Source organism: Silvimonas terrae (genome assembly GCF_014202765.1).
Classification (GTDB): Bacteria; Pseudomonadota; Gammaproteobacteria; order Burkholderiales; family Chitinibacteraceae; genus Silvimonas; species Silvimonas terrae.
This window is the reverse complement of the sequence record NZ_JACHHN010000006.1, coordinates 26,988-44,932: the sequence shown is the minus strand read 5'-3', so window position 1 is coordinate 44,932 and position 17,945 is coordinate 26,988. Positions and strand designations below refer to the sequence as shown.

General features: G+C 60.9%; 16 protein-coding genes. 7 read left to right on the top strand and 9 right to left on the bottom strand.

Annotated features, from left to right (window positions below; all coding sequences use genetic code 11):
• Positions 1–14 precede the first annotated feature (14 nt).
• Positions 15–1,037 (bottom strand): alpha/beta hydrolase fold domain-containing protein, encoded by a 1,023-nt coding sequence (locus HNQ50_RS14500; protein ID WP_184101919.1) that lies wholly within the window; start codon positions 1,035–1,037, stop codon positions 15–17.
• A 112-nt stretch (positions 1,038–1,149) separates the two neighbouring features.
• On the bottom strand, positions 1,150–1,830 hold the full coding sequence (locus HNQ50_RS14495) for a YoaK family protein (protein ID WP_184101918.1): 681 nt from the start codon (positions 1,828–1,830) through the stop codon (positions 1,150–1,152).
• A 254-nt stretch (positions 1,831–2,084) separates the two neighbouring features.
• On the opposite strand from HNQ50_RS14495, the gene HNQ50_RS14490 reads away from it, so the two are divergent.
• Entirely contained in the window at positions 2,085–2,453 is a 369-nt protein-coding gene (locus HNQ50_RS14490; protein ID WP_184101917.1) for a DUF2568 domain-containing protein, read from the top strand.
• 109 nt (positions 2,454–2,562) lie between these two features.
• Here the strand turns inward: HNQ50_RS14490 and HNQ50_RS14485 are convergent, their stop codons facing one another.
• On the bottom strand, positions 2,563–2,709 hold the full coding sequence (locus HNQ50_RS14485) for a hypothetical protein (RefSeq protein ID WP_184101916.1): 147 nt from the start codon (positions 2,707–2,709) through the stop codon (positions 2,563–2,565).
• Between the two features lie 270 nt (positions 2,710–2,979).
• Here HNQ50_RS14485 and HNQ50_RS14480 point away from each other — a divergent pair, with 270 nt between their 5' ends.
• The 6 genes from HNQ50_RS14480 to fba all read left to right on the top strand — a co-directional run bounded on the left by HNQ50_RS14480 (position 2,980) and on the right by fba (position 11,873).
• A complete protein-coding gene (locus tag HNQ50_RS14480; RefSeq protein WP_184101915.1) occupies positions 2,980–4,947 on the top strand; it encodes a helicase-related protein in 1,968 nt (655 codons plus the stop codon).
• Between the two features lie 121 nt (positions 4,948–5,068).
• The gene (gene glpK, locus HNQ50_RS14475; protein ID WP_184101914.1) at positions 5,069–6,565 is read left to right on the top strand and encodes a glycerol kinase GlpK; all 1,497 of its coding nucleotides are present in this window, start codon (positions 5,069–5,071) and stop codon (positions 6,563–6,565) included.
• A 754-nt stretch (positions 6,566–7,319) separates the two neighbouring features.
• A complete protein-coding gene (glpD, locus tag HNQ50_RS14470) occupies positions 7,320–8,849 on the top strand; it encodes a glycerol-3-phosphate dehydrogenase (protein WP_246428737.1) in 1,530 nt (509 codons plus the stop codon).
• Positions 8,846–9,646, top strand: a complete 801-nt coding sequence (gene tpiA, locus HNQ50_RS14465) for a triose-phosphate isomerase (RefSeq protein WP_221303195.1) — start codon at positions 8,846–8,848, stop codon at positions 9,644–9,646. Before glpD ends, tpiA begins: the two co-directional genes overlap by 4 nt.
• Before the next feature lie 143 nt (positions 9,647–9,789).
• Positions 9,790–10,794, top strand: coding sequence for a class 1 fructose-bisphosphatase (locus HNQ50_RS14460; protein ID WP_184102160.1), 1,005 nt, complete (start codon positions 9,790–9,792; stop codon positions 10,792–10,794).
• Positions 10,795–10,808: 14 nt separating this feature from the next.
• A complete protein-coding gene (gene fba / locus HNQ50_RS14455) occupies positions 10,809–11,873 on the top strand; it encodes a class II fructose-bisphosphate aldolase (RefSeq protein ID WP_184101912.1) in 1,065 nt (354 codons plus the stop codon).
• Positions 11,874–12,475: 602 nt separating this feature from the next.
• Here fba and HNQ50_RS14450 read toward each other — a convergent pair.
• The 6 genes from HNQ50_RS14450 to ftsA form a co-directional block, all read right to left on the bottom strand.
• Complete coding sequence (locus HNQ50_RS14450; RefSeq protein WP_184101911.1) at positions 12,476–12,835, bottom strand: RidA family protein; 360 nt, start codon at positions 12,833–12,835, stop codon at positions 12,476–12,478.
• Positions 12,836–12,895: 60 nt separating this feature from the next.
• Entirely contained in the window at positions 12,896–13,678 is a 783-nt protein-coding gene (locus HNQ50_RS14445; protein WP_184101910.1) for an alpha/beta hydrolase family protein, read from the bottom strand.
• A gap of 77 nt (positions 13,679–13,755) precedes the next feature.
• Positions 13,756–13,941, bottom strand: a complete 186-nt coding sequence (locus tag HNQ50_RS14440) for a hypothetical protein (protein ID WP_184101909.1) — start codon at positions 13,939–13,941, stop codon at positions 13,756–13,758.
• 6 nt (positions 13,942–13,947) lie between these two features.
• Entirely contained in the window at positions 13,948–14,862 is a 915-nt protein-coding gene (gene lpxC, locus HNQ50_RS14435) for a UDP-3-O-acyl-N-acetylglucosamine deacetylase (RefSeq protein WP_184101908.1), read from the bottom strand.
• 437 nt (positions 14,863–15,299) lie between these two features.
• Positions 15,300–16,490 (bottom strand): cell division protein FtsZ, encoded by a 1,191-nt coding sequence (ftsZ, locus tag HNQ50_RS14430; protein ID WP_184101907.1) that lies wholly within the window; start codon positions 16,488–16,490, stop codon positions 15,300–15,302.
• A gap of 179 nt (positions 16,491–16,669) precedes the next feature.
• A complete protein-coding gene (gene ftsA, locus HNQ50_RS14425; protein ID WP_184101906.1) occupies positions 16,670–17,902 on the bottom strand; it encodes a cell division protein FtsA in 1,233 nt (410 codons plus the stop codon).
• Positions 17,903–17,945 lie beyond the last annotated feature (43 nt).

Genomic DNA, 17,945 nt, shown 5'->3' with positions numbered 1-17,945 from the left:
CGACACGGGCGTGTTCAGCTCACGCCCAGTGTCTGTAAAAATGTGGCGATGGTCGCGGTTTCTTCGTTGTTCTCACCCACATCAGCGTTGATCTGCATATGCGTGCGGGCCAGCGGCTTGACGGTGACTTTGCCACCCAACTGAGCAATCTTTGCTGCCATCTGCTCGGCACTGTCGCATGACACCGCGCGTTCGGTGGAGCAGATCAACAGCATGGGCACGGGGCGAGCCTTGAGCTGCTGATAGGGCGACGCCGCCGCCCAACCGGCCGGGTCTGCACCAAACGCCCGGTCATACAGCGGTAGATGCCGGGTTTGCATGACCGCCGGGACATTCATGGCAGCGCTATCCAGCGCCACCGTCCCCAGCCACGGCTGCATGCCGGCAGCATGGGCAATCGCCCCATCCGCGGTAATCAGGGACACCAGGTGCGCGCCGGCTGAGTGCCCCATCAGCACGACGCGGGCCGGATCACCACCCCAGGTCAGCGCATGCGCCTGGACATAGGCCACGGCGCGGGCAAGGTCGGCGGCTTCATCCAGCGGGCCGGCTTGGGGCAGCATGCGATAGTTGGCGGAGACAAAAATAGCCTGGTGTGCGCCCCAGTAGGCGGTTTTTTGATCGACGACGTTGTGGGCGGATTTATCACCGAACTCCCAGCCGCCGCCATGGGCCATGAAAATGATGGCGGCGTGGTCCGGGTGTTCAGGTACATAGACATCCATTTGTTGCGCGGGATCATCACCGTAGCTGACGTCTCTTAACACGCTGCCCGGTAATACCGGCGCAATAACGGGAATGGCCGGTGTATCCCCTTCTGCCGGCCCCATTTCGTGCAGCATGCTGCGGCAATTGGTGGTGAGTTCCGCCAGGTTTTTGCGCAAACAAGCCACCACCCGACCGCCGCCCGGCTTCACGCCCTGACAGAAGTTCTGATAATCCGCGCTGCACGCTTGTACCAGACCCGTTCCATCACTGGCGGCGTACAACAGCACGGACAAACCCCAAACTGAAAGACCCGCAATAACCGACCGCATGATTGCGCTCCGGTGATAGGTAGGCCGGCATCGCCGACAAGTGTCCCTTACCTGCCAAAACGCCAGCCACGCCGTCTACGTTGACGGCGCAGTGAGGGCTGTCACAAACAATTCACCCGTTGGTGACAACCGGGCGGGCGGCGTATACCGCCACCAAAGAGAGCAAGGGCGGCAGCAGCAAACAATCGCGTCCCCACCAGTGAAACAGCAGCGCGGCCGAGGCGCAGCCCAAGGCGAAAGCCAGCACTGCCGTACCCATCTTGCGCAGCCGGGTACGGGCCTGGATGGCCAGATCGGGCGGCAAGCCACGCCATAAATCCACGCCATCGATGACGATCTGGGTCGTGCTGCCCGTCATCAAGGTCGTGGGCGGCGCACTGGGCAGATGAATGCGATGTACGCCGTTCTGAATCGCCATCGCCGCCACCAGCGTCAGGCCGGTCAGCATGGCAGTCCAGTGGTCCCCATTGGTAAACGGCCCCAAGGTCACCGCAAATACGCCACCCAGCGCCAGTAACAGCGTCTGCGTGAACAACAGGATGGTGACGCCACCATCTGCTCGCCGCTGCAGGCCTGCGGCGGCCAGGCGCACCAGCGCCACCACGATGCAAAACACCGGCAAGGCCAGCAATTTGGTGATCACCCCTGATGAACCAAAAGCCAGCGCCGCGCCCAGGGTCACAAAGTTGCCGGTCACATGGGCCGTAAACAGCCCTTGTAATGCCAGAAAACCGGCGGTGTCGACATAGCCGCCAAGGGCGCTGAGTAATCCGGGCAGGTGTGCGGGTTTCACGTTGTTTCTTGATCCTGGCTGTTTTTATGCAAAATGTATAAACAGGATGACCACCGGATGCAATCACCCTGCGTGCTTTTTAACCGGCCGAGGGTGTCACCGCTCTGTCTACGGCCAGAGAAGCCGGGAGTTCCGGGTGCCAATTTCAACCGGACACCGGCCATGCAATCGCGGTTTGCCGATCGGTGTCAGGGTCTCCAGAATGACACAGGCATTCATCTTGATCCGGGTAATTCGCGCGGCAGCGGGGGTATATGGGCTTTCATCCGATCAATCTGTTACTGCGGTTTGTGCTGGAACTGGCCGCACTGGCCGGCCTGGCCTGGTGGGGCTGGAAAACGCATACCGGCGCTGCGCACATGGCGCTGGCCGTGCTGACGCCGGCACTGGTCGCTACCATCTGGGGGCTGTTTGCCGTACCGGGAGATCGCAGCCGCAATGGCAAAGCACCGGTGGCTGTACCGGGCAAAATCAGGCTGGTGCTGGAACTGGCGGTGTTTGCCGCGGCCGTGGCGGCGCTGGCAATGAGTGGCGCACTGGCCATCGCCCTCTTGCTGGCGTTGGCAGTGGCGGTGCATTACCTGTTATCGGCCGACCGGATTGACTGGCTGGTGCATCACTAGGGCGCCAGCGGCATTGCGGCGGGGGGAAAGCGCGTGATGGAGAGTGGGTATTGCCGGAGTACGCGCCCACCGTGTTGGTCTGCGCGGTACAAACTGGCTGGCGCGCCGATTACGAGGCGGCGTAACCGCTCACTTCATACTGATTGCCCACGACTTCTTCTTGCGACACGGTAACGCCGTTATTGCAGCTGCCGGTGATGGTCCAGCGCCCGTTACCGGCAGGCGTCAGCGTTTTGACGGCGGCACAATCCATCACGCTGTTCTCTTGTTTGTTAAGGCATTGAAAGCAATTATTGCTCACGATAGTTCTCAGAATTGAATCATTGATGGCGACATTTTCCTTATCCATCAGATACATAGATATCGGATAATTCTGATAGCACAGGTAAATTTGTCATTGTCATTTTTTGATTGTTGCCCAGGCAAGTAAATTGGGGGCAGGTCGTTGCCCCTGTTCTGGTCATACCTGCCGCAGCGCAGCAGCAAGGCTTTACAATCTGTCTATCAACCCTCAACAGACCGCCCAATGACCGATACCCTGCTCGATACCGATGACACCTCCGCGCTGGAGGACTACCTCAGCGCCAGCCAGGCCAGCCTGATCACGGTGGAGGGCAGCTACGCGGTATCGGTGCATGGCGAGATCGTCGTCAACAAACGCGTGGTGCCGTACCACCTGGTGCCGGATGCCGGTTTTCTGGGCAAGGCCGCCAAATGGCGCAAGCTGGACGCCGCCGGCCGCCTTGCGCTGTTACAAGAGCGCTGGAACGCCGCCAGCCGCGCCGAACTGGAAAGCGAGTTGCGGCAATGCGCGCTCAAGATTGCCCGCATTGCCTCCGAGCATGAACTGGACCCCGGCAGCGCCTTCAACGCCTTTCAGGCCCGTTACGAACTGGCACGCCTGCGCTGCAAGGTGGCCGTCGAACGCATTGAAGCGCTGCGCGACAACCGGGCCCAGGCCCATCAGGCCAGCAAGACCCACGATGCGGTCAATCTCTCGCTCTACCCGGAGTCATTCACGCTGGCGCAGAAAATGCCGCGCCATTTCATTGCCATTCTGGGCCCGACCAACTCCGGCAAAACCCACGCGGCCATGGAACACCTGACGCAAGCGCGCAGCGGTGTCTATCTGGCCCCGTTGCGTTTGCTGGCCCTGGAAAACTACAACCGTTTGCTGGATGCCGGCGTGGCGGTCAGCCTGGTCACCGGGGAGCAACGCAAGCTGCACCCGGACGCCACCCATGTGGCCAGCACCGTAGAAATGCTCAACCCCAACCGCGCAGTGGATGTCGCGGTGATTGATGAAATCCAGTTGCTGGAAGACCCGGATCGGGGCGCAGCCTGGACGGCGGCAGTGTGCGGCGTGCCCGCCATGACGGTGTACCTGTTGGGCGCGCTGGAAGCCGAAGAAGCCATTGAGGCGCTGGTCAAACGCGTTGGCGGTACGCTGGAAGTGCGCAAGCTGGAGCGCAAATCGCCACTGGAGATGGAACGGCAGCCGCTGGGCTCGCTGCGCAATCTGCAAGCCGGTGACGTGCTGATTGCGTTCTCCCGCCGCGAAGTGCTGAACTGGCGTGATCAGGTGATTGAACAGGGTTTCCCGGTTTCTGCCATTTACGGCAACCTCTCGCCGGAAGTGCGCGCAGCGCAGGCCGAACGCTTTGTGGAAGGCGAAACCAAGATCGTGGTCGGCACTGATGCCATCGGCATGGGCCTGAACACCCCGGCACGGCGCGTGATCTTCACCACCTCCAGCAAGTTTGACGGCACGTCTGAGGGGACCATCACTGCGGCGCTGGCCAAGCAAATTGCGGGCCGTGCAGGTCGTTTTGGTGCGCATGAAGCCGGCTTTGTCGCCGGGCTGGATGCCGGCACCCACAAAATCATCGCCACTTTGCTGCGGCAGAAGATTGAACCGCTCCCGGCCACCGGCTTTTTCGTCGCCCCCAATCTGGATTACCTGCAGCAAATCTCTGCTGCCAGCGGCGAGCTCAAACTGTTCAATCTGCTGGAACTCTTTACCCGCCACATCAACGTGCACGATGAGTTCTTCCTGCCCGCCAACCTGACCGACCAGATGGAAAAGGCCAAGTGGCTGGACGTATTGCCGCTGTCACTGGAAGACCGCTACACCTTCAGCCTGTGCCCGATCTCTACCCGGATTCCCATGCTGGAACGGGCGCTGAAAGACTGGGCCGGCCTGCGCAGCCAGAAAAAAGCCGCGCCCCTCCTGCGTATGGAAGGCATGATGGGCCGCAACGAACTGCAATACCTGGAAGACACCTGCAAGCTCTACGCGGCCTATGCCTGGTTGGGCTATCGCATGGCCGATACCTTCCCGCATGAGGAAATGGCGCAGTCGCTGATGCAATCGACCTCTGAAAAAATCGACCAGATGCTGCAAGGGCAGAACACCAGGCACCGGCACGGCCGCAAACCGCACAAGCCGGAGGGCAGACGGCAAGCGGCAGGCAAGAAAGGCTTCCGCCGGTAACTCCGGTTGCGGGATGTGCTGGCGGTGACCGGCACATCTGGCCGAATCGGGCATCAGCCTCTAGTATTGCTCCAGTCCCACGCCCCACCCGTGACGGTGGTGCGTGCCACAGGAGAACAACATGTCATCCCGCTACATCCTGGCGCTGGATCAAGGCACCACCAGTTCCCGCGCCATCGTGTTTGATCGCGCCGGCAATATCGTCTCGCTGGCCCAGAAAGAATTCCGCCAGATCTACCCGCAGCCGGGCTGGGTGGAACATGACCCGCGAGAAATCTGGGGCACCCAGGCGGGCGTGGCGGCAGAGGCCGTGGCGTCCGCCGGCTTGAGCGGCAAGGATATCGCCGCCATTGGCATCACCAACCAGCGCGAAACCACCATCGTGTGGGATCGCGAGACTGGCCAGCCCGTGTACAACGCCATTGTCTGGCAAGACCGCCGCACTGCTGCGTTTTGTGATGAACTCAAGCACAGCGGCCACGAGGCGATGATCCGCGAGAAAACCGGCCTGCCGATTGACGCGTATTTCTCTGCCAGCAAAATCCGCTGGATTTTACACAATGTCCCCGGCGCGCTTGCGCGGGCGCAAGCCGGCAAGCTGGCCTTTGGCACCGTGGATAGCTGGCTGGTCTGGCACTTTACGCAAGGCAGCGTACATGTCACGGATGTCTCTAATGCTTCGCGCACCATGCTGTTCAACATCAACACGCTGGCGTGGGATGAAGACTTGCTGCGCTTGTTTGAGATTCCGGCCAGCATGCTGCCGCGCGCGGGTTCATCCAGCGAAATCTATGGCCACACGGCAGACAACCTGTTTGGCGGTGCGATCCCGGTCGCCGGGATTGCCGGAGACCAGCAATCGGCCCTGTTTGGCCAGCAATGCACCACGCCGGGCATGGTCAAAAACACCTATGGCACTGGCTGTTTTCTGATGATGAACACGGGCGATGCGCCCATTACCTCCCGCAATAATCTGTTGAGCACGGTGGCCTGGCAGGTCGGCGGCAAGGTGCAATACGCGCTGGAAGGCAGCATTTTCAGCGGTGGCGCGGTGGTGAAATGGTTGCGCGATGGGCTGCGGCTGATCCGTACCTCATCAGAAATCGACAGTCTGGCGCGCAGCGTGCCGGATACCGACGGTCTGTATCTGGTGCCCGCCTTTGCCGGTCTGGGCGCACCGCACTGGAACCAGGATGCCCGCGGCGCGCTGTTTGGCGCCACCCTGGGCACCAGCGCCGGCCACATCGCCCGCGCCGCGCTGGAAAGCATTGCCTGGCAAACCCGCGACGTAGTCCGCGCCATGGAAGCCGACGCCGGCGTGCCCATGCCGGAACTACGGGTGGACGGCGGCGCGACGGTGAATAACCTGTTGCTGCAATTTCAGGCAGACATCCTGGGCATTGATGTCGTGCGCCCGCGCATTACCGAAACCACCGCGCTGGGGGCCGCGTATCTGGCCGGGCTGGCGGTGGGGTACTGGCATGATCTGAGCGACGTGGCGGGCCAGTGGCAGCTGGAACACCGGTTTGCGCCGGCCATGCCAGCAGACGACGTCGCCCGGCGCGTGGCGGGGTGGCAACGGGCGGTGCGGGCGAGTATTGCGTGGGCGGATGATTAGTTCTGGCTCGGCCAGGATTCGGGCTGCTGTTCACTGGAGCGATGGTGGATTGTCGCTATCGCTCCGAATCCACCCTACGAGCTGGATTCCGGCGTTCTCCGGAATGACAGGGTAGTTGGGGTGCATGCCGTTGGGGTTGCTTTTGACTTGCCTCCCCTCCGGCAGCGCCGAGCATCGCAGCAAAGTCCGGGGTTTCGGCGTAAGGGTGTCTGAGCCCGTAGGGCGAGTTCCCTGGAGCCAGCCGGACTTTGCGAGAAGCGCAGGGAACCCGAAGGGCGCTGTCGCAGGGTCGCCTTTCTTTTGGTTACTGTTCTTTGGCGAAGCAAAGAAAAGTAACGTGCTCCCGCCACCGCGGGTATGTAAACACCGCGCCGAAGGCGCTAACAGGTACTCAAGGTTTTTCAGCCACCGCCAGCAAAGGCCACCTGCGGCGGCCAGCTGGATTCCTGCTTTCGCAGGAATGACGAGTCAGTGGGACGCCAATCCCCTCCTCCCCCGCCAACGCCAGTTGCAAACAGCCCGGCCCACCAGGGCAAAGCCCTGTCATTTCACCCCGTTGCACCCACCCCACACCCTCCCCGCCACTCGCACTACCAAATATTGTTCACGACCGCTTTTACGCCTAGCCTGAATTCATAGGTTGAGTTCACAAAACAAAGAACGTGAGCGGCTGGCCAGATCGCGCACAGCATCATCGGCAAGGTATCTGACGCGCAGCCGCCCAGGTCTCATGAACCCGCGACAAGGTGCGCCCTTGGATAAGCTGATTTATGACTTGCTGGTCATCGGGGGCGGCATCAACGGTGCCGGTATTGCCCGTGATGCCGCTGGCCGTGGCATGTCGGTACTGCTGTGCGAACAGGACGACCTGGCTGCGCATACCTCCTCGGCCAGTACCAAACTGATTCATGGCGGGCTGCGTTACCTGGAGCATCATCAGTTCGGGCTGGTGCGCAAGGCACTGCAAGAACGGGAAGTCTTGTTACGCTCAGCCCCGCACATTATCTCGCCCCTGCGTTTTGTCATGCCCCACGCACCGGATCAACGCCCGGTGTGGATGATCCGGCTGGGTCTGTTTCTGTATGACCATCTGGCCCGGCGCAAGGTGCTGCAAAGCGCAGAAGCCATCGACCTGACCACCCACGCCTGTGGCACCGCGTTGCGACCCGGGTTCCAGCGCGGCTTTGTGTTTTCGGATGGCCGCGTACAAGACGCACGCCTGGTGGTGCTCAACGCGCTGGATGCCGCTGAACACGGCGCTACCATCCTGACCCGCACGCCGCTGGTGGCGGCAGCCAGAGAACATTCATCCTGGCGGATGACCTTGCGCACGCCAGATGGCCAGAACCAGATTGTGTTTGCGCGCGGCGTGGTCAACGCAGCGGGGCCGTGGGTCAACCGGCTGCTGGGTGACGTGCTGGACGTCACGCCGCGCCATTCCGTGCGACTGGTCAAAGGCAGCCATATCATTGTGCGCAAGCTGTTCGATCACCCTTATGCGTACCTGTTCCAGAACCCGGACAACCGCATCATCTTTGCCATTCCATATGAAGATGACTACACCCTGATTGGCACCACTGATGTCGATTTCCGGGGCAATCCGGGTCAGGTGCAGATTGACGACGGGGAAACAGACTATCTGTGCCGGATGGTGAACCGCTATTTTGCCCGGCAGATCGGCCCGGCAGACGTGCTGGCGACCATGTCTGGCGTGCGACCGCTGGTCAAAGACCAGACCAGCAGTGCCCAGGCGGTGCCACGCGACTACACGCTGGAGCTGGATGAAAAAGGCCCGCCGCTGGTGTCCGTGTTTGGCGGCAAGATCACCACCTACCGCAAACTGGCCGAGCAAGTCGTCGACATGATCAGCCCACGCCTGGGCCGGTATCGACCCACCTGGACCGGCAATGCGCCGCTGCCAGGGGGAGATATCCCGAAAGCGGATTTCCCGGCCTTTCACAGCCGTCTGGCCCGGCAATATCCGTGGCTACCGGCCAGCCTGCTCAAGCGCTATGCCCACGCCTACGGCACACGCATTCACACGCTGTTGGGGCAGGCACGCTCTTTGGCAGACCTGGGCGAATGCATCGTGCCCGGATTGTATGAACTGGAGGCGCGCTATCTGGTGGAAGTGGAATGGGCGCAAACGGCGGAAGATATCCTCTGGCGGCGCAGCAAACTCAAACTGCATGCCGGCCCTGGTGCCGAGGCCACGCTGACACGCTGGCTGGCGACATACCGCCGACCCGTTGCGGCCCCGGCCCATGCGGTCTCTGCACCATGAGCCTGTTTGCCCGCACCCAGCCCGCACCCCTGACGAGGCCCGCCGAGGACTTGCCAGTGCGTGTGCGCATGGTGGTGGGCAACTGGAAAATGCACGGCAGTCTGGCCTTGTGCCGGGAAATGGTGCCCGCCATGGCCAGCATTGCCCACCCCGCTGCGGCGCTGGTGCTGTGCCCGCCCGCGCCGTATCTGGGCGAAGTCACCCGGCTGGCCACAGGTTCGCAAGTGCAGTGCTGCGCGCAGAACGTGGCCGATGCCCACGGTGGCGCGCTCACCGGGGAATGGTCTGCCGGCATGCTGGCCGATCTGGGCTGCCGTTACGCCATTGTCGGGCACTCTGAGCGGCGGCGGCACTATCATGAAAGTGACCATCTGGTCGCCGCCAAGGCACAAGCCTGCCTTGAAGCCCATGTCGTACCGATTGTCTGCGTGGGAGAAAGCTGGATAGAGCACCAGACCGGGCAGACCGAAGCCATTTTGCAACACCAGTTGGGCACACTCCTGGCATTGTCTGGCTGGCGCGGGTTGATCATTGCTTACGAGCCAGTCTGGGCCATCGGCACCGGCGTGGCCGCACGGCCCGAGACGATAGAGGCCGCCCACCGCTTTATTCGCAGCCGCTTTGCCGCGCGCGACCCGGTGGCGGGTAACAACATGACCGTGTTGTATGGTGGCAGCGTAAACGCCAGCAATGCGGCCAACCTGTTTGCGCTGCCCGATGTCGATGGCGCGCTGGTTGGCAGTGCTTCGCTGCAAAGTGATGCACTGATGCAGATTTATACCGCCGCCCTGGCTTGACGGGCTGGCATCCGCGGGCGCAACGCAGCGTGCGCACGGCGATCAGGCAACGGAGTAAACGCATGGCACACCGTACCGTACTGGCCGATCAAGCCCCAGCCCCGACCGGGCCTGCCGCCGGCAGCGCGCCGGGCAAACCGCATATGGGCACCAGCTTTTCCGAGTTCAACACCGGCGAGTTTGCCGTATCCCCACAAACCGATCTGGGGGTATTGCTGGGCCAGGTGGCGACGGCCTGTAAAGTGATCAGCGCCGCCGTGGCACGCGGGCCGTTGTCAGATGCCATGGGCAACACCGGCACCGACAATATCCAGGGCGAGAACCAGCAAAAGCTGGACCTGATCGCCAACGAGTTAATGATACGCTGGACCGAATGGGGCGGTCAGGTGGCGGCCATGGCCTCGGAAGAAATGGCCGATATCTACCGGATTCCCACGCAATACCGGCAAGGGCGCTATCTGCTGGTGTTCGACCCCCTGGATGGCTCATCCAACCTGGATGTGAACGTCTCTGTCGGCAGTATTTTCTCTGTGCTGGAGCGCCCGCATAGCGAAGGCGAAGTGGAAGACGCCGACTTTCTGCAGCCCGGCGTCATGCAAGTGGCGGCCGGTTATGCACTCTACGGCCCGGCGACCATGCTGGTCGTCACCACCGGTCACGGCGTCAACGGTTTTACGCTGGATGAAGAAACCGGTGAATTCATCCTGACCCATCCCCACCTGACCATTCACCCGGATACGCGGGAGTTTGCCATCAACGCCTCCAACGCCCGCATGTGGGAAGCCCCGGTGATCCGCTATATCGACGAGTGCCTGGCAGGCGTAAACGGCCCGCGGGGCGAAGCGTTCAACATGCGCTGGGTGGCCTCGATGGTGGCGGAAATCCATCGCATCCTGATCCGCGGTGGGGTGTTTCTCTACCCCAAGGACAACCGGGACCCGACCCGACCCGGCAAATTGCGGCTGATGTACGAGGCCAACCCGATGTCTTTCATCGTGGAGCAAGCCGGCGGCGCCGCCAGCACCGGCCGCGAGCCCATCATGCAGGTTCAGCCGCAAGCATTGCATCAACGGGTAGCGGTGATCATGGGATCGCGCAACGAGGTTGAACGCCTGGTGCAATACCACCTTGAAGCCCCAGCCCCCTGAGGGCGGAGAACACGATGGCTCTGGTCTCACTACGCCAGTTACTGGATCACGCCGCCGAACACGGCTACGGCGTACCTGCGTTCAACGTCAATAACCTGGAACAGATGCGGGCGATCATGGAGGCGGCCGATCGCACCGGTAGCCCGGTGATTGTGCAGGCCTCCGCCGGGGCCCGCGCCTATGCCGGGGCGCCATTTTTGCGGCATCTGATGCTGGCCGCGCTGGAAGAATTTCCTCATTTGCCCTTGGTGATGCATCAGGATCACGGCACCAGCCCGGCCATCTGCCAGCGCGCCATCCAGCTTGGATTTTCGTCGGTGATGATGGACGGCTCGCTCAGCGAGGACGGCAAAACCCCCACCAGTTACGACTACAACGTCAGTACCACGCGCCAGGTGGTCGCCTTCGCGCACGCCTGCGGGGTTTCGGTTGAGGGCGAACTGGGCGTGCTGGGGAGCCTGGAAACCGGTATGGCCGGCGAGGAAGATGGCGTGGGGGCGGTGGGTAAACTGGATCACAGCCAGATGCTGACCGACCCGGAAGAAGCCGCACACTTTGTAGAGGCCACTGAGGTTGACGCCCTGGCCATTGCCATTGGCACCAGCCACGGTGCCTACAAGTTTTCCCAACCACCGACCGGAGAGACACTGGCCATTGAGCGCATCCGGCAAATCCACGCCCGTTTGCCCAACACGCACCTGGTCATGCACGGCAGTTCATCCGTGCCGCAAGAGTGGCTCAAACTCATTAACGAGTATGGCGGTGAAATCCCGGAAACCTGGGGCGTGCCAGTGGCCGAAATTGTGGAAGGTATCCGCTATGGGGTACGCAAGGTCAACATTGATACCGACCTGCGCCTGGCCGCCACGGGTGCTATCCGCCGCGCCTTTGGCCAGAACCCGGCCGAGTTCGACCCGCGCAAGTACCTGAAACAATCGGTCGATGCCATGCGCAGTGTATGTATCGCCCGTTTTGAAGCGTTTGGCGCTGCCGGGCAAGCGGCGAAGCTCAAGCCTGTGAGCCTGGACAAGATGGCACACCGCTATGCGATCGGGGAGTTGCATGCGCGGGTGAAGTAGCCAGGAAAACAAGCACGCGGATGATTTGTGGGGTTGGGGTTGCTTTTGATGTTGCTTTTGACGTACCTCCCCTCCGGCAGCGCCGAGCATCGCAGCAAGGTGCGGGGTTTCGGCGGAGGGGTGTTTGAGGCCGCAGGCCGAGTTCCCGCAGCCAGCCGCGCCTTGTGAGAAGCGCAGGGAACCCACGTAGTGGGCGCTGTCGCAGGGGTCGCCTTTCTTTGGTTACTTTCTTTGGCGAAGCAAAGAAAGTAACGTGCTCCGGCCACCGCCGGTATCAAAATGCCTTTCAAACTCGCGCCAAAGGCGCTAACAAGGGTTCGGGTTTTACGACAATGAAGGTGGATTGTCGCTATCGCTCCGAATCCACCCTACACCGCTGCGGCGGGTGGATTGTCGCCAAGGCTCCGCATCCCCCTGCACCGCTTACCCTGGCAAACCATTTTCAGTGCCTGAGGCACACATGTTTACGCCTGGATTCCGGCTTTCGCCGGAATGACGAGCCATTTGGGTGCAAGACGCCGCGCCTATACGCCCACTACCGACGCCCCGGCCAGCCTGTTTGGTGAATGGCGGCGCAAGTTCGCCATTTTACTCACCCCACATCACCCCTGCCGCGCCGCCGCCGTAAACACAATCTCCAGCAAATCATCCGGCGAGGCCAATTCAGCCTTCACACACGCCCGTGACGGCGCGGACCCCTCCGGCAACCACGCTTGCCAGATCTTGTTGAACTCAGCGCGGTTGGCCAGATCAGGCAAGTAGATCATCGCCATCAACACGCGGCTTTTATCCGAATTCATGGCCGCCAGCGTGCGTTGGGCCTGGGCCAGCAGGGCCACGGTCTGTTCGGCAAAGGTTTTGCCACTTTCCGGGACTTCTACAAAGTGGATGATGCCGTTAAAAGCAGTGGCGTCAGACCATTGCGCAGTCGGGCGCAGGCGCTGGATATCGGCGTTGGACATGATGGGTCTCAGTCAGAGGGGATGCGCCATGATAATGGTCCGACTCTTGCCCGGCCAGCATCAGGGTGCAGTCAGCAGGGCGGTGAGCGTTTGCATCACCTGGAGCGAGCGTATTGCGCTGTTGTGGCTGGCGTTGGGTATCGGAATAAACCGCGCATCCACGCCATGTTGCTGCAAGCGCGCCACGTAAGCCTGCGCCAGTGCAGCGCCCGTATTGTCATCCGCCGTGCCGGTCAGGGCAAACACCTTGAGCGGGGGCTGGACCTGATCGGCCCAGCGCATGGGGTTTTCGCTGGCACGCCAGTCATGGCCCAGCGGCCACGCCGCGAGATCACAGGGGCAGGACACCAGGATATCGGCGTCGGCCAGCCCTGGCATCATGCCGGCCAGCAGCGCCGCAGTGGCCGCACCGCCCGAGTGACCAATCAGGATCACCCGCTGCGGGTGGTAGTGCTGTTTGAGGCGGTCGATGGCGCCGCCGACAATCTGCATATTTTGCCGGGTGTATAGGTCCTGGTGCCAGTGATTGTCGCCGTCCGAACGATGACCTTTGTCGTCGGCATAGCCTGGCCGGACCAGCGCCACACTCAGCACCTTTTGCGCAGCAAACTGCTCCGCCACCGCCCGCGCCATCGGAAAGAGGTAAACCGCTTCGTCCCGCGCGGGCGTATCGCCATGCAACCACACCAGCAGCACCTGCGGCGCGTCGGTCACGCCATAACTGGCCAGGACCAGACACTGGTCCGCACCCGTCACCTGATGCTGAAAATCTTCATTGGCGCAGGGCGCGGCTGCCGCACACGTTGCGCAGAACCCGCAAAGCAAAACCAACCAGCGCAGCATGGTGTTCTTCCTGACCGTGACAATGACATGGGCAAGATAGGTCGAGGCAACGCACAACGGAAGAATGGAGGGGAAAACTAGCCGACAGACAGGCGTTCAAACGCCAGCCCGGCGAAGAACATCAGCAACAAACCGAGTACGCCGAACAGCACCCAGCTGATCATGCGCAGCCAGAAACGGTCACGCGTACGCTGGTATTTGAACGCGCCAAACCCGATCAGCAACACGGCCAGCACGAACAGGATACGCAGCACGCTGAACATGCCAGGTCAGATGGACAGCGGCGGCAGTGCGTGGAATGACGACGGGACTTCAGCGTCATTTTCAAAAGTGACCAGCTCGTAGTTATCCGGATCAGCCAGCAGCGCGCGCAAGAGCTTGTTGTTCATGGCGTGGCCCGACTTGTAACCCGAGAATGCAGCAATCAGCGGGTGGCCGAGGATATACAGATCACCAATGGCATCGAGCAGTTTGTGGCGGACAAACTCGTCATCAAACCGCAGGCCGCCATCATTGAGCACGCGGTATTCGTCGATCACCACGGCGTTATCCATGCTGCCGCCACGCGCCAGGCCATTCATGCGCATGTATTCCACCTCATGAATAAAGCCGAAGGTTCGCGCCCGGGCAATCTCGCTGATGTAGTTGGTATTGGCAAAATCAATGGAGATGGACTGCTGGGACTTCTTGAATGCGGGATGTTTGAAGTCGATGGTCAACGTTGTCTTGTAGCCGTCGTAGGGCTCCAGCTTCACCCACTTGTCGCCTTCCACCACTTCTACCGGCTGCTTGACGCGCACAAAACGCTTGGGTGCGCTTTGCATGACCACCCCTGCCGACTGCAGCAGGTAAATGAACGGGGCGGAGGAACCGTCCATGATCGGCATTTCCGGGGCATCCACTTCAACCAGCACGTTATCGATACCAAAGCCGGCAAACGCCGACATCAGATGTTCGATGGTGCCCACGCGCACGCCGTCTTTGACGAGCGTGGAGGAGAGTCGCGTATCGTTGACGAGGTCCGGTCCCACCTTGAAAGTGTCCGAGTCGGGCAGATCGGAACGCTTGAACACGATGCCGTGATCCACTGGCGCTGGTTTCATGACAAGCGTGACACGCTCGCCCGAATGCAAACCGACGCCAACGGCACGAACCGTGGATTTCAAGGTGCGTTGCTGAAACATGAAATGGTTACTCCGCCTGTTCCGGTTATCCCGGCCTATCTCAAAGAGACGCCATTTTACCAGCCCCGGGTCATGGGCTGGATTGATCGTCACAATAAAAGTGATAGCCGGAATCAATCTAAAACCAGGTCCAGTACCGCGCCGACAATCATCCCCTGCGTCATGGCATCAACGCAGACGACCGATCAACCGCCGTCAGGCAGGCGGTGCGGCACGCCACAAGGCATGCCGCACGCTACGCGATCGGGTCAGAGAAGCGCAGCAATGGCACAACTGGCATCACCCCTGTGACCACACAAAACTGCTTGTGCGAGCCACAAGGAGCGCTGAACAAAATTCAGCGAAGCGGTTCTGGCAAGGCGTGCGAGCGCAGACAGTACGTGAGTACGGCAAGCGAGCACAACGCAGCCAGAAGAATTTTGTTCGGCGCTCCGGCCTCAATCTGCCTGGCGACGCAGGAAGGCCGGAATATCCATATCGATATTGTTCAACGCCGGACGCGCCGCCGATTGCGTTGCCTCACCCCCACCCTGGGCACCGCCACGGCGGGTACGCCAGATCGCCGGCTTTTCGTAATCTTCAGCGTTAAAGCCGATATTATCGGTGCCGGTGCGGGCTTGTTGCGCCTGACCTTGTACAACGGACAGCTGCGGCTTGGACGTTTCTTTCGCGCCCAGACCGGTGGCGATCAGCGTAATGCGGATCTGGTCGCCCAGCGATTCGTCATACACCACGCCATGCTTGACCTGTGCGTCTTCCGACACGTGCGCGTTGATGATTTCCAGCGACTGACGGATTTCGCTCTTCTTGAGCGTGGCACGGCTGGCAGAGAAATTCACCAGCACGCCGCGCGCACCCTTGAAGCTGATGTTGTCCAGCAACGGGCAACGAATGGCTTCTTCGGTCGCGACCACCGCGCGGTCTGCACCCACAGCCACGGCCGAACCCATCATGGCCATGCCCATTTCGCGCATTACGGTCTTCACGTCGGCAAAGTCGACGTTGATCAGGCCCGGGTAGTTGATGATTTCAACAATCGAACCCACGGCGCTGCGCAGAATATCGTCGGCGGCACGGAAGGCTTCGTCGATGGTGACGTCTTCACCCAGAACTTCTTCCAGCTTCTGGTTGGAAACCACAATCAGCGAATCCACATACTTGGCCAACTCGTCGATACCGACTTGCGCCACTTTCTGGCGGCTGCCTTCATCCGCGCCCGGCTTGGTGACCACGCCTACGGTCAGAATGCCTTGTTCACGCGCCACCTGGGCGATCACCGGGGCTGCGCCGGTACCCGTGCCACCACCCATGCCCGCAGTGATGAACAACAGGTCGGCACCCGAAATCAGATCCGCAATGTGATCACGGTCTTCTTCTGCTGCCTGGCGGCCGATGTCCGGATTGCAACCGGCACCGAAACCACGGGTGAGGTCCGCGCCCAGCTGGACCACGTTGCTGGCGCGTGCCAGCTTGAGCACTTGCGCATCCGTATTGGCGGCAATGAACTCAACGCCTTGCATGGCGTTTTCAATCATGTTGTTGATGGCGTTGCAACCTGCACCGCCAACACCGATCACCTTGATATTCACAAGGTGCGCTACTTCCTGAAACTCAAAAGTAAGTGCCATGTGTATCTCCTCTGACCCTAACTAACTGCTTGACCCGAAAAATTGATAAACGAAACGCCCGTTGTTTCACCAAAAAAACCGACTGCTGCTGACTTGTTTTTACTGTTCTGACTGTTCTGCTGGTCTTGCCTGGCGCCGGCCAGGATCACCGGTCGGCGCCCGATTTCGTGTTGCATTCATTAAAAGTTGTTCTGGAACCAGGACTTCATCCGGCCCAGGATGTCGCCAAACGAACCGTCTTTCGCACGGCTCACCGGGTTACGCATGTACTGTTCGCGGGCAATCAACAACAAACCCACGGCGGTAGAGAAACGCGGGTTCTTGACCACTTCCGCCAGACCGCCGACATATTTGGGCGTGCCCAGACGCACCGGCATGTGGAAGATTTCTTCACCCAGCTCCACCATGCCTGGCATCAGCGACGCACCGCCGGTAATGACGATGCCGCTGGAAAGACGGTCTTCAAAGCCGGCGCGGCGCAGTTCGGCCTGCACCAGGCTGTAGAGTTCTTCCACGCGCGGTTCAATCACTTCGGCCAGCGTGTGGCGGCTCATCTGGCGCAAACCGCGCTCGCCCACGCCGGGCACTTCGATCATTTGCTGCGGATCGGTCATATGACGCAGCGCCACGCCGTATTGCAGCTTGATGGTCTCTGCCTCACCCGTCGGGGTGCGCAGCGCCATGGCGATGTCGTTGGTCACCTGGTCGCCAGCAATCGGGATCACGGCCGTATGGCGAATGGCGCCGTTCACGAACACCGAGAGATCCGTGGTGCCACCGCCGATGTCCACCAGACACACACCCAGTTCTTTCTCGTCCTCCGTCAGCACGGCGTGGGCCGAAGCCAGCGGCTGCAAGATGACCTCGGCAATTTCCAGGCCACAGCGACGCACACACTTGGTGATGTTCTGCACGGCAGACACCGCGCCGGACACAATGTGCACGCGCACTTCCATGCGCACGCCACTCATGCCCAGCGGCTCTTTCACGTCTTCCTGGCCGTCGATGATGTATTCCTGGGCCAGGATGTGCAGCACCTGATGGTCCGTGGGGATATTGACCGCGCTGGCGGTCTCGATCACCCGATCCATATCGGCTTGCGTGACTTCCTTGTCCTTGATCGCCACCATGCCGTGCGAATTCAGACTGCGAATGTGGCTGCCCGCGATGCCGGTAAAGACTTCGCGGATTTTGCAATCGGCCATCAACTCGGCTTCGCCCAGCGCAGACTGAATGGCGCTGACGGTTTTCTCGATATCCACCACCACGCCACGCTTCAGACCGCGTGATGCGGCCGAGCCCAGCCCGACGACGTTCAGTGAGCCGTCTTCTTGTACCTCGGCCACCACCGTCACCACCTTGCTGGTGCCGATATCCAGACCCACGATGAGGTTTTTGGTATCCCGTGTCACAGATAACCTCTTCCAATTTCCTGATTACTTTTAAACGTTTCCG

Bases quoted from the DNA above. Each gene is read 5' to 3' on its own strand.
- HNQ50_RS14500 (WP_184101919.1), bottom strand. From the start codon at position 1,037: ATGCGGTCGGTTATTGCGGGTCTTTCAGTTTGGGGTTTGTCCGTGCTG.
- HNQ50_RS14490 (WP_184101917.1), top strand. From the start codon at position 2,085: ATGGGCTTTCATCCGATCAATCTGTTACTGCGGTTTGTGCTGGAACTG.
- HNQ50_RS14480 (WP_184101915.1), top strand. From the start codon at position 2,980: ATGACCGATACCCTGCTCGATACCGATGACACCTCCGCGCTGGAGGAC.
- glpK (WP_184101914.1), top strand. From the start codon at position 5,069: ATGTCATCCCGCTACATCCTGGCGCTGGATCAAGGCACCACCAGTTCC.
- tpiA (WP_221303195.1), top strand. From the start codon at position 8,846: ATGAGCCTGTTTGCCCGCACCCAGCCCGCACCCCTGACGAGGCCCGCC.
- HNQ50_RS14460 (WP_184102160.1), top strand. From the start codon at position 9,790: ATGGGCACCAGCTTTTCCGAGTTCAACACCGGCGAGTTTGCCGTATCC.
- fba (WP_184101912.1), top strand. From the start codon at position 10,809: ATGGCTCTGGTCTCACTACGCCAGTTACTGGATCACGCCGCCGAACAC.
- HNQ50_RS14450 (WP_184101911.1), bottom strand. From the start codon at position 12,835: ATGTCCAACGCCGATATCCAGCGCCTGCGCCCGACTGCGCAATGGTCT.
- HNQ50_RS14445 (WP_184101910.1), bottom strand. From the start codon at position 13,678: ATGCTGCGCTGGTTGGTTTTGCTTTGCGGGTTCTGCGCAACGTGTGCG.
- HNQ50_RS14440 (WP_184101909.1), bottom strand. From the start codon at position 13,941: ATGTTCAGCGTGCTGCGTATCCTGTTCGTGCTGGCCGTGTTGCTGATC.
- lpxC (WP_184101908.1), bottom strand. From the start codon at position 14,862: ATGTTTCAGCAACGCACCTTGAAATCCACGGTTCGTGCCGTTGGCGTC.
- ftsZ (WP_184101907.1), bottom strand. From the start codon at position 16,490: ATGGCACTTACTTTTGAGTTTCAGGAAGTAGCGCACCTTGTGAATATC.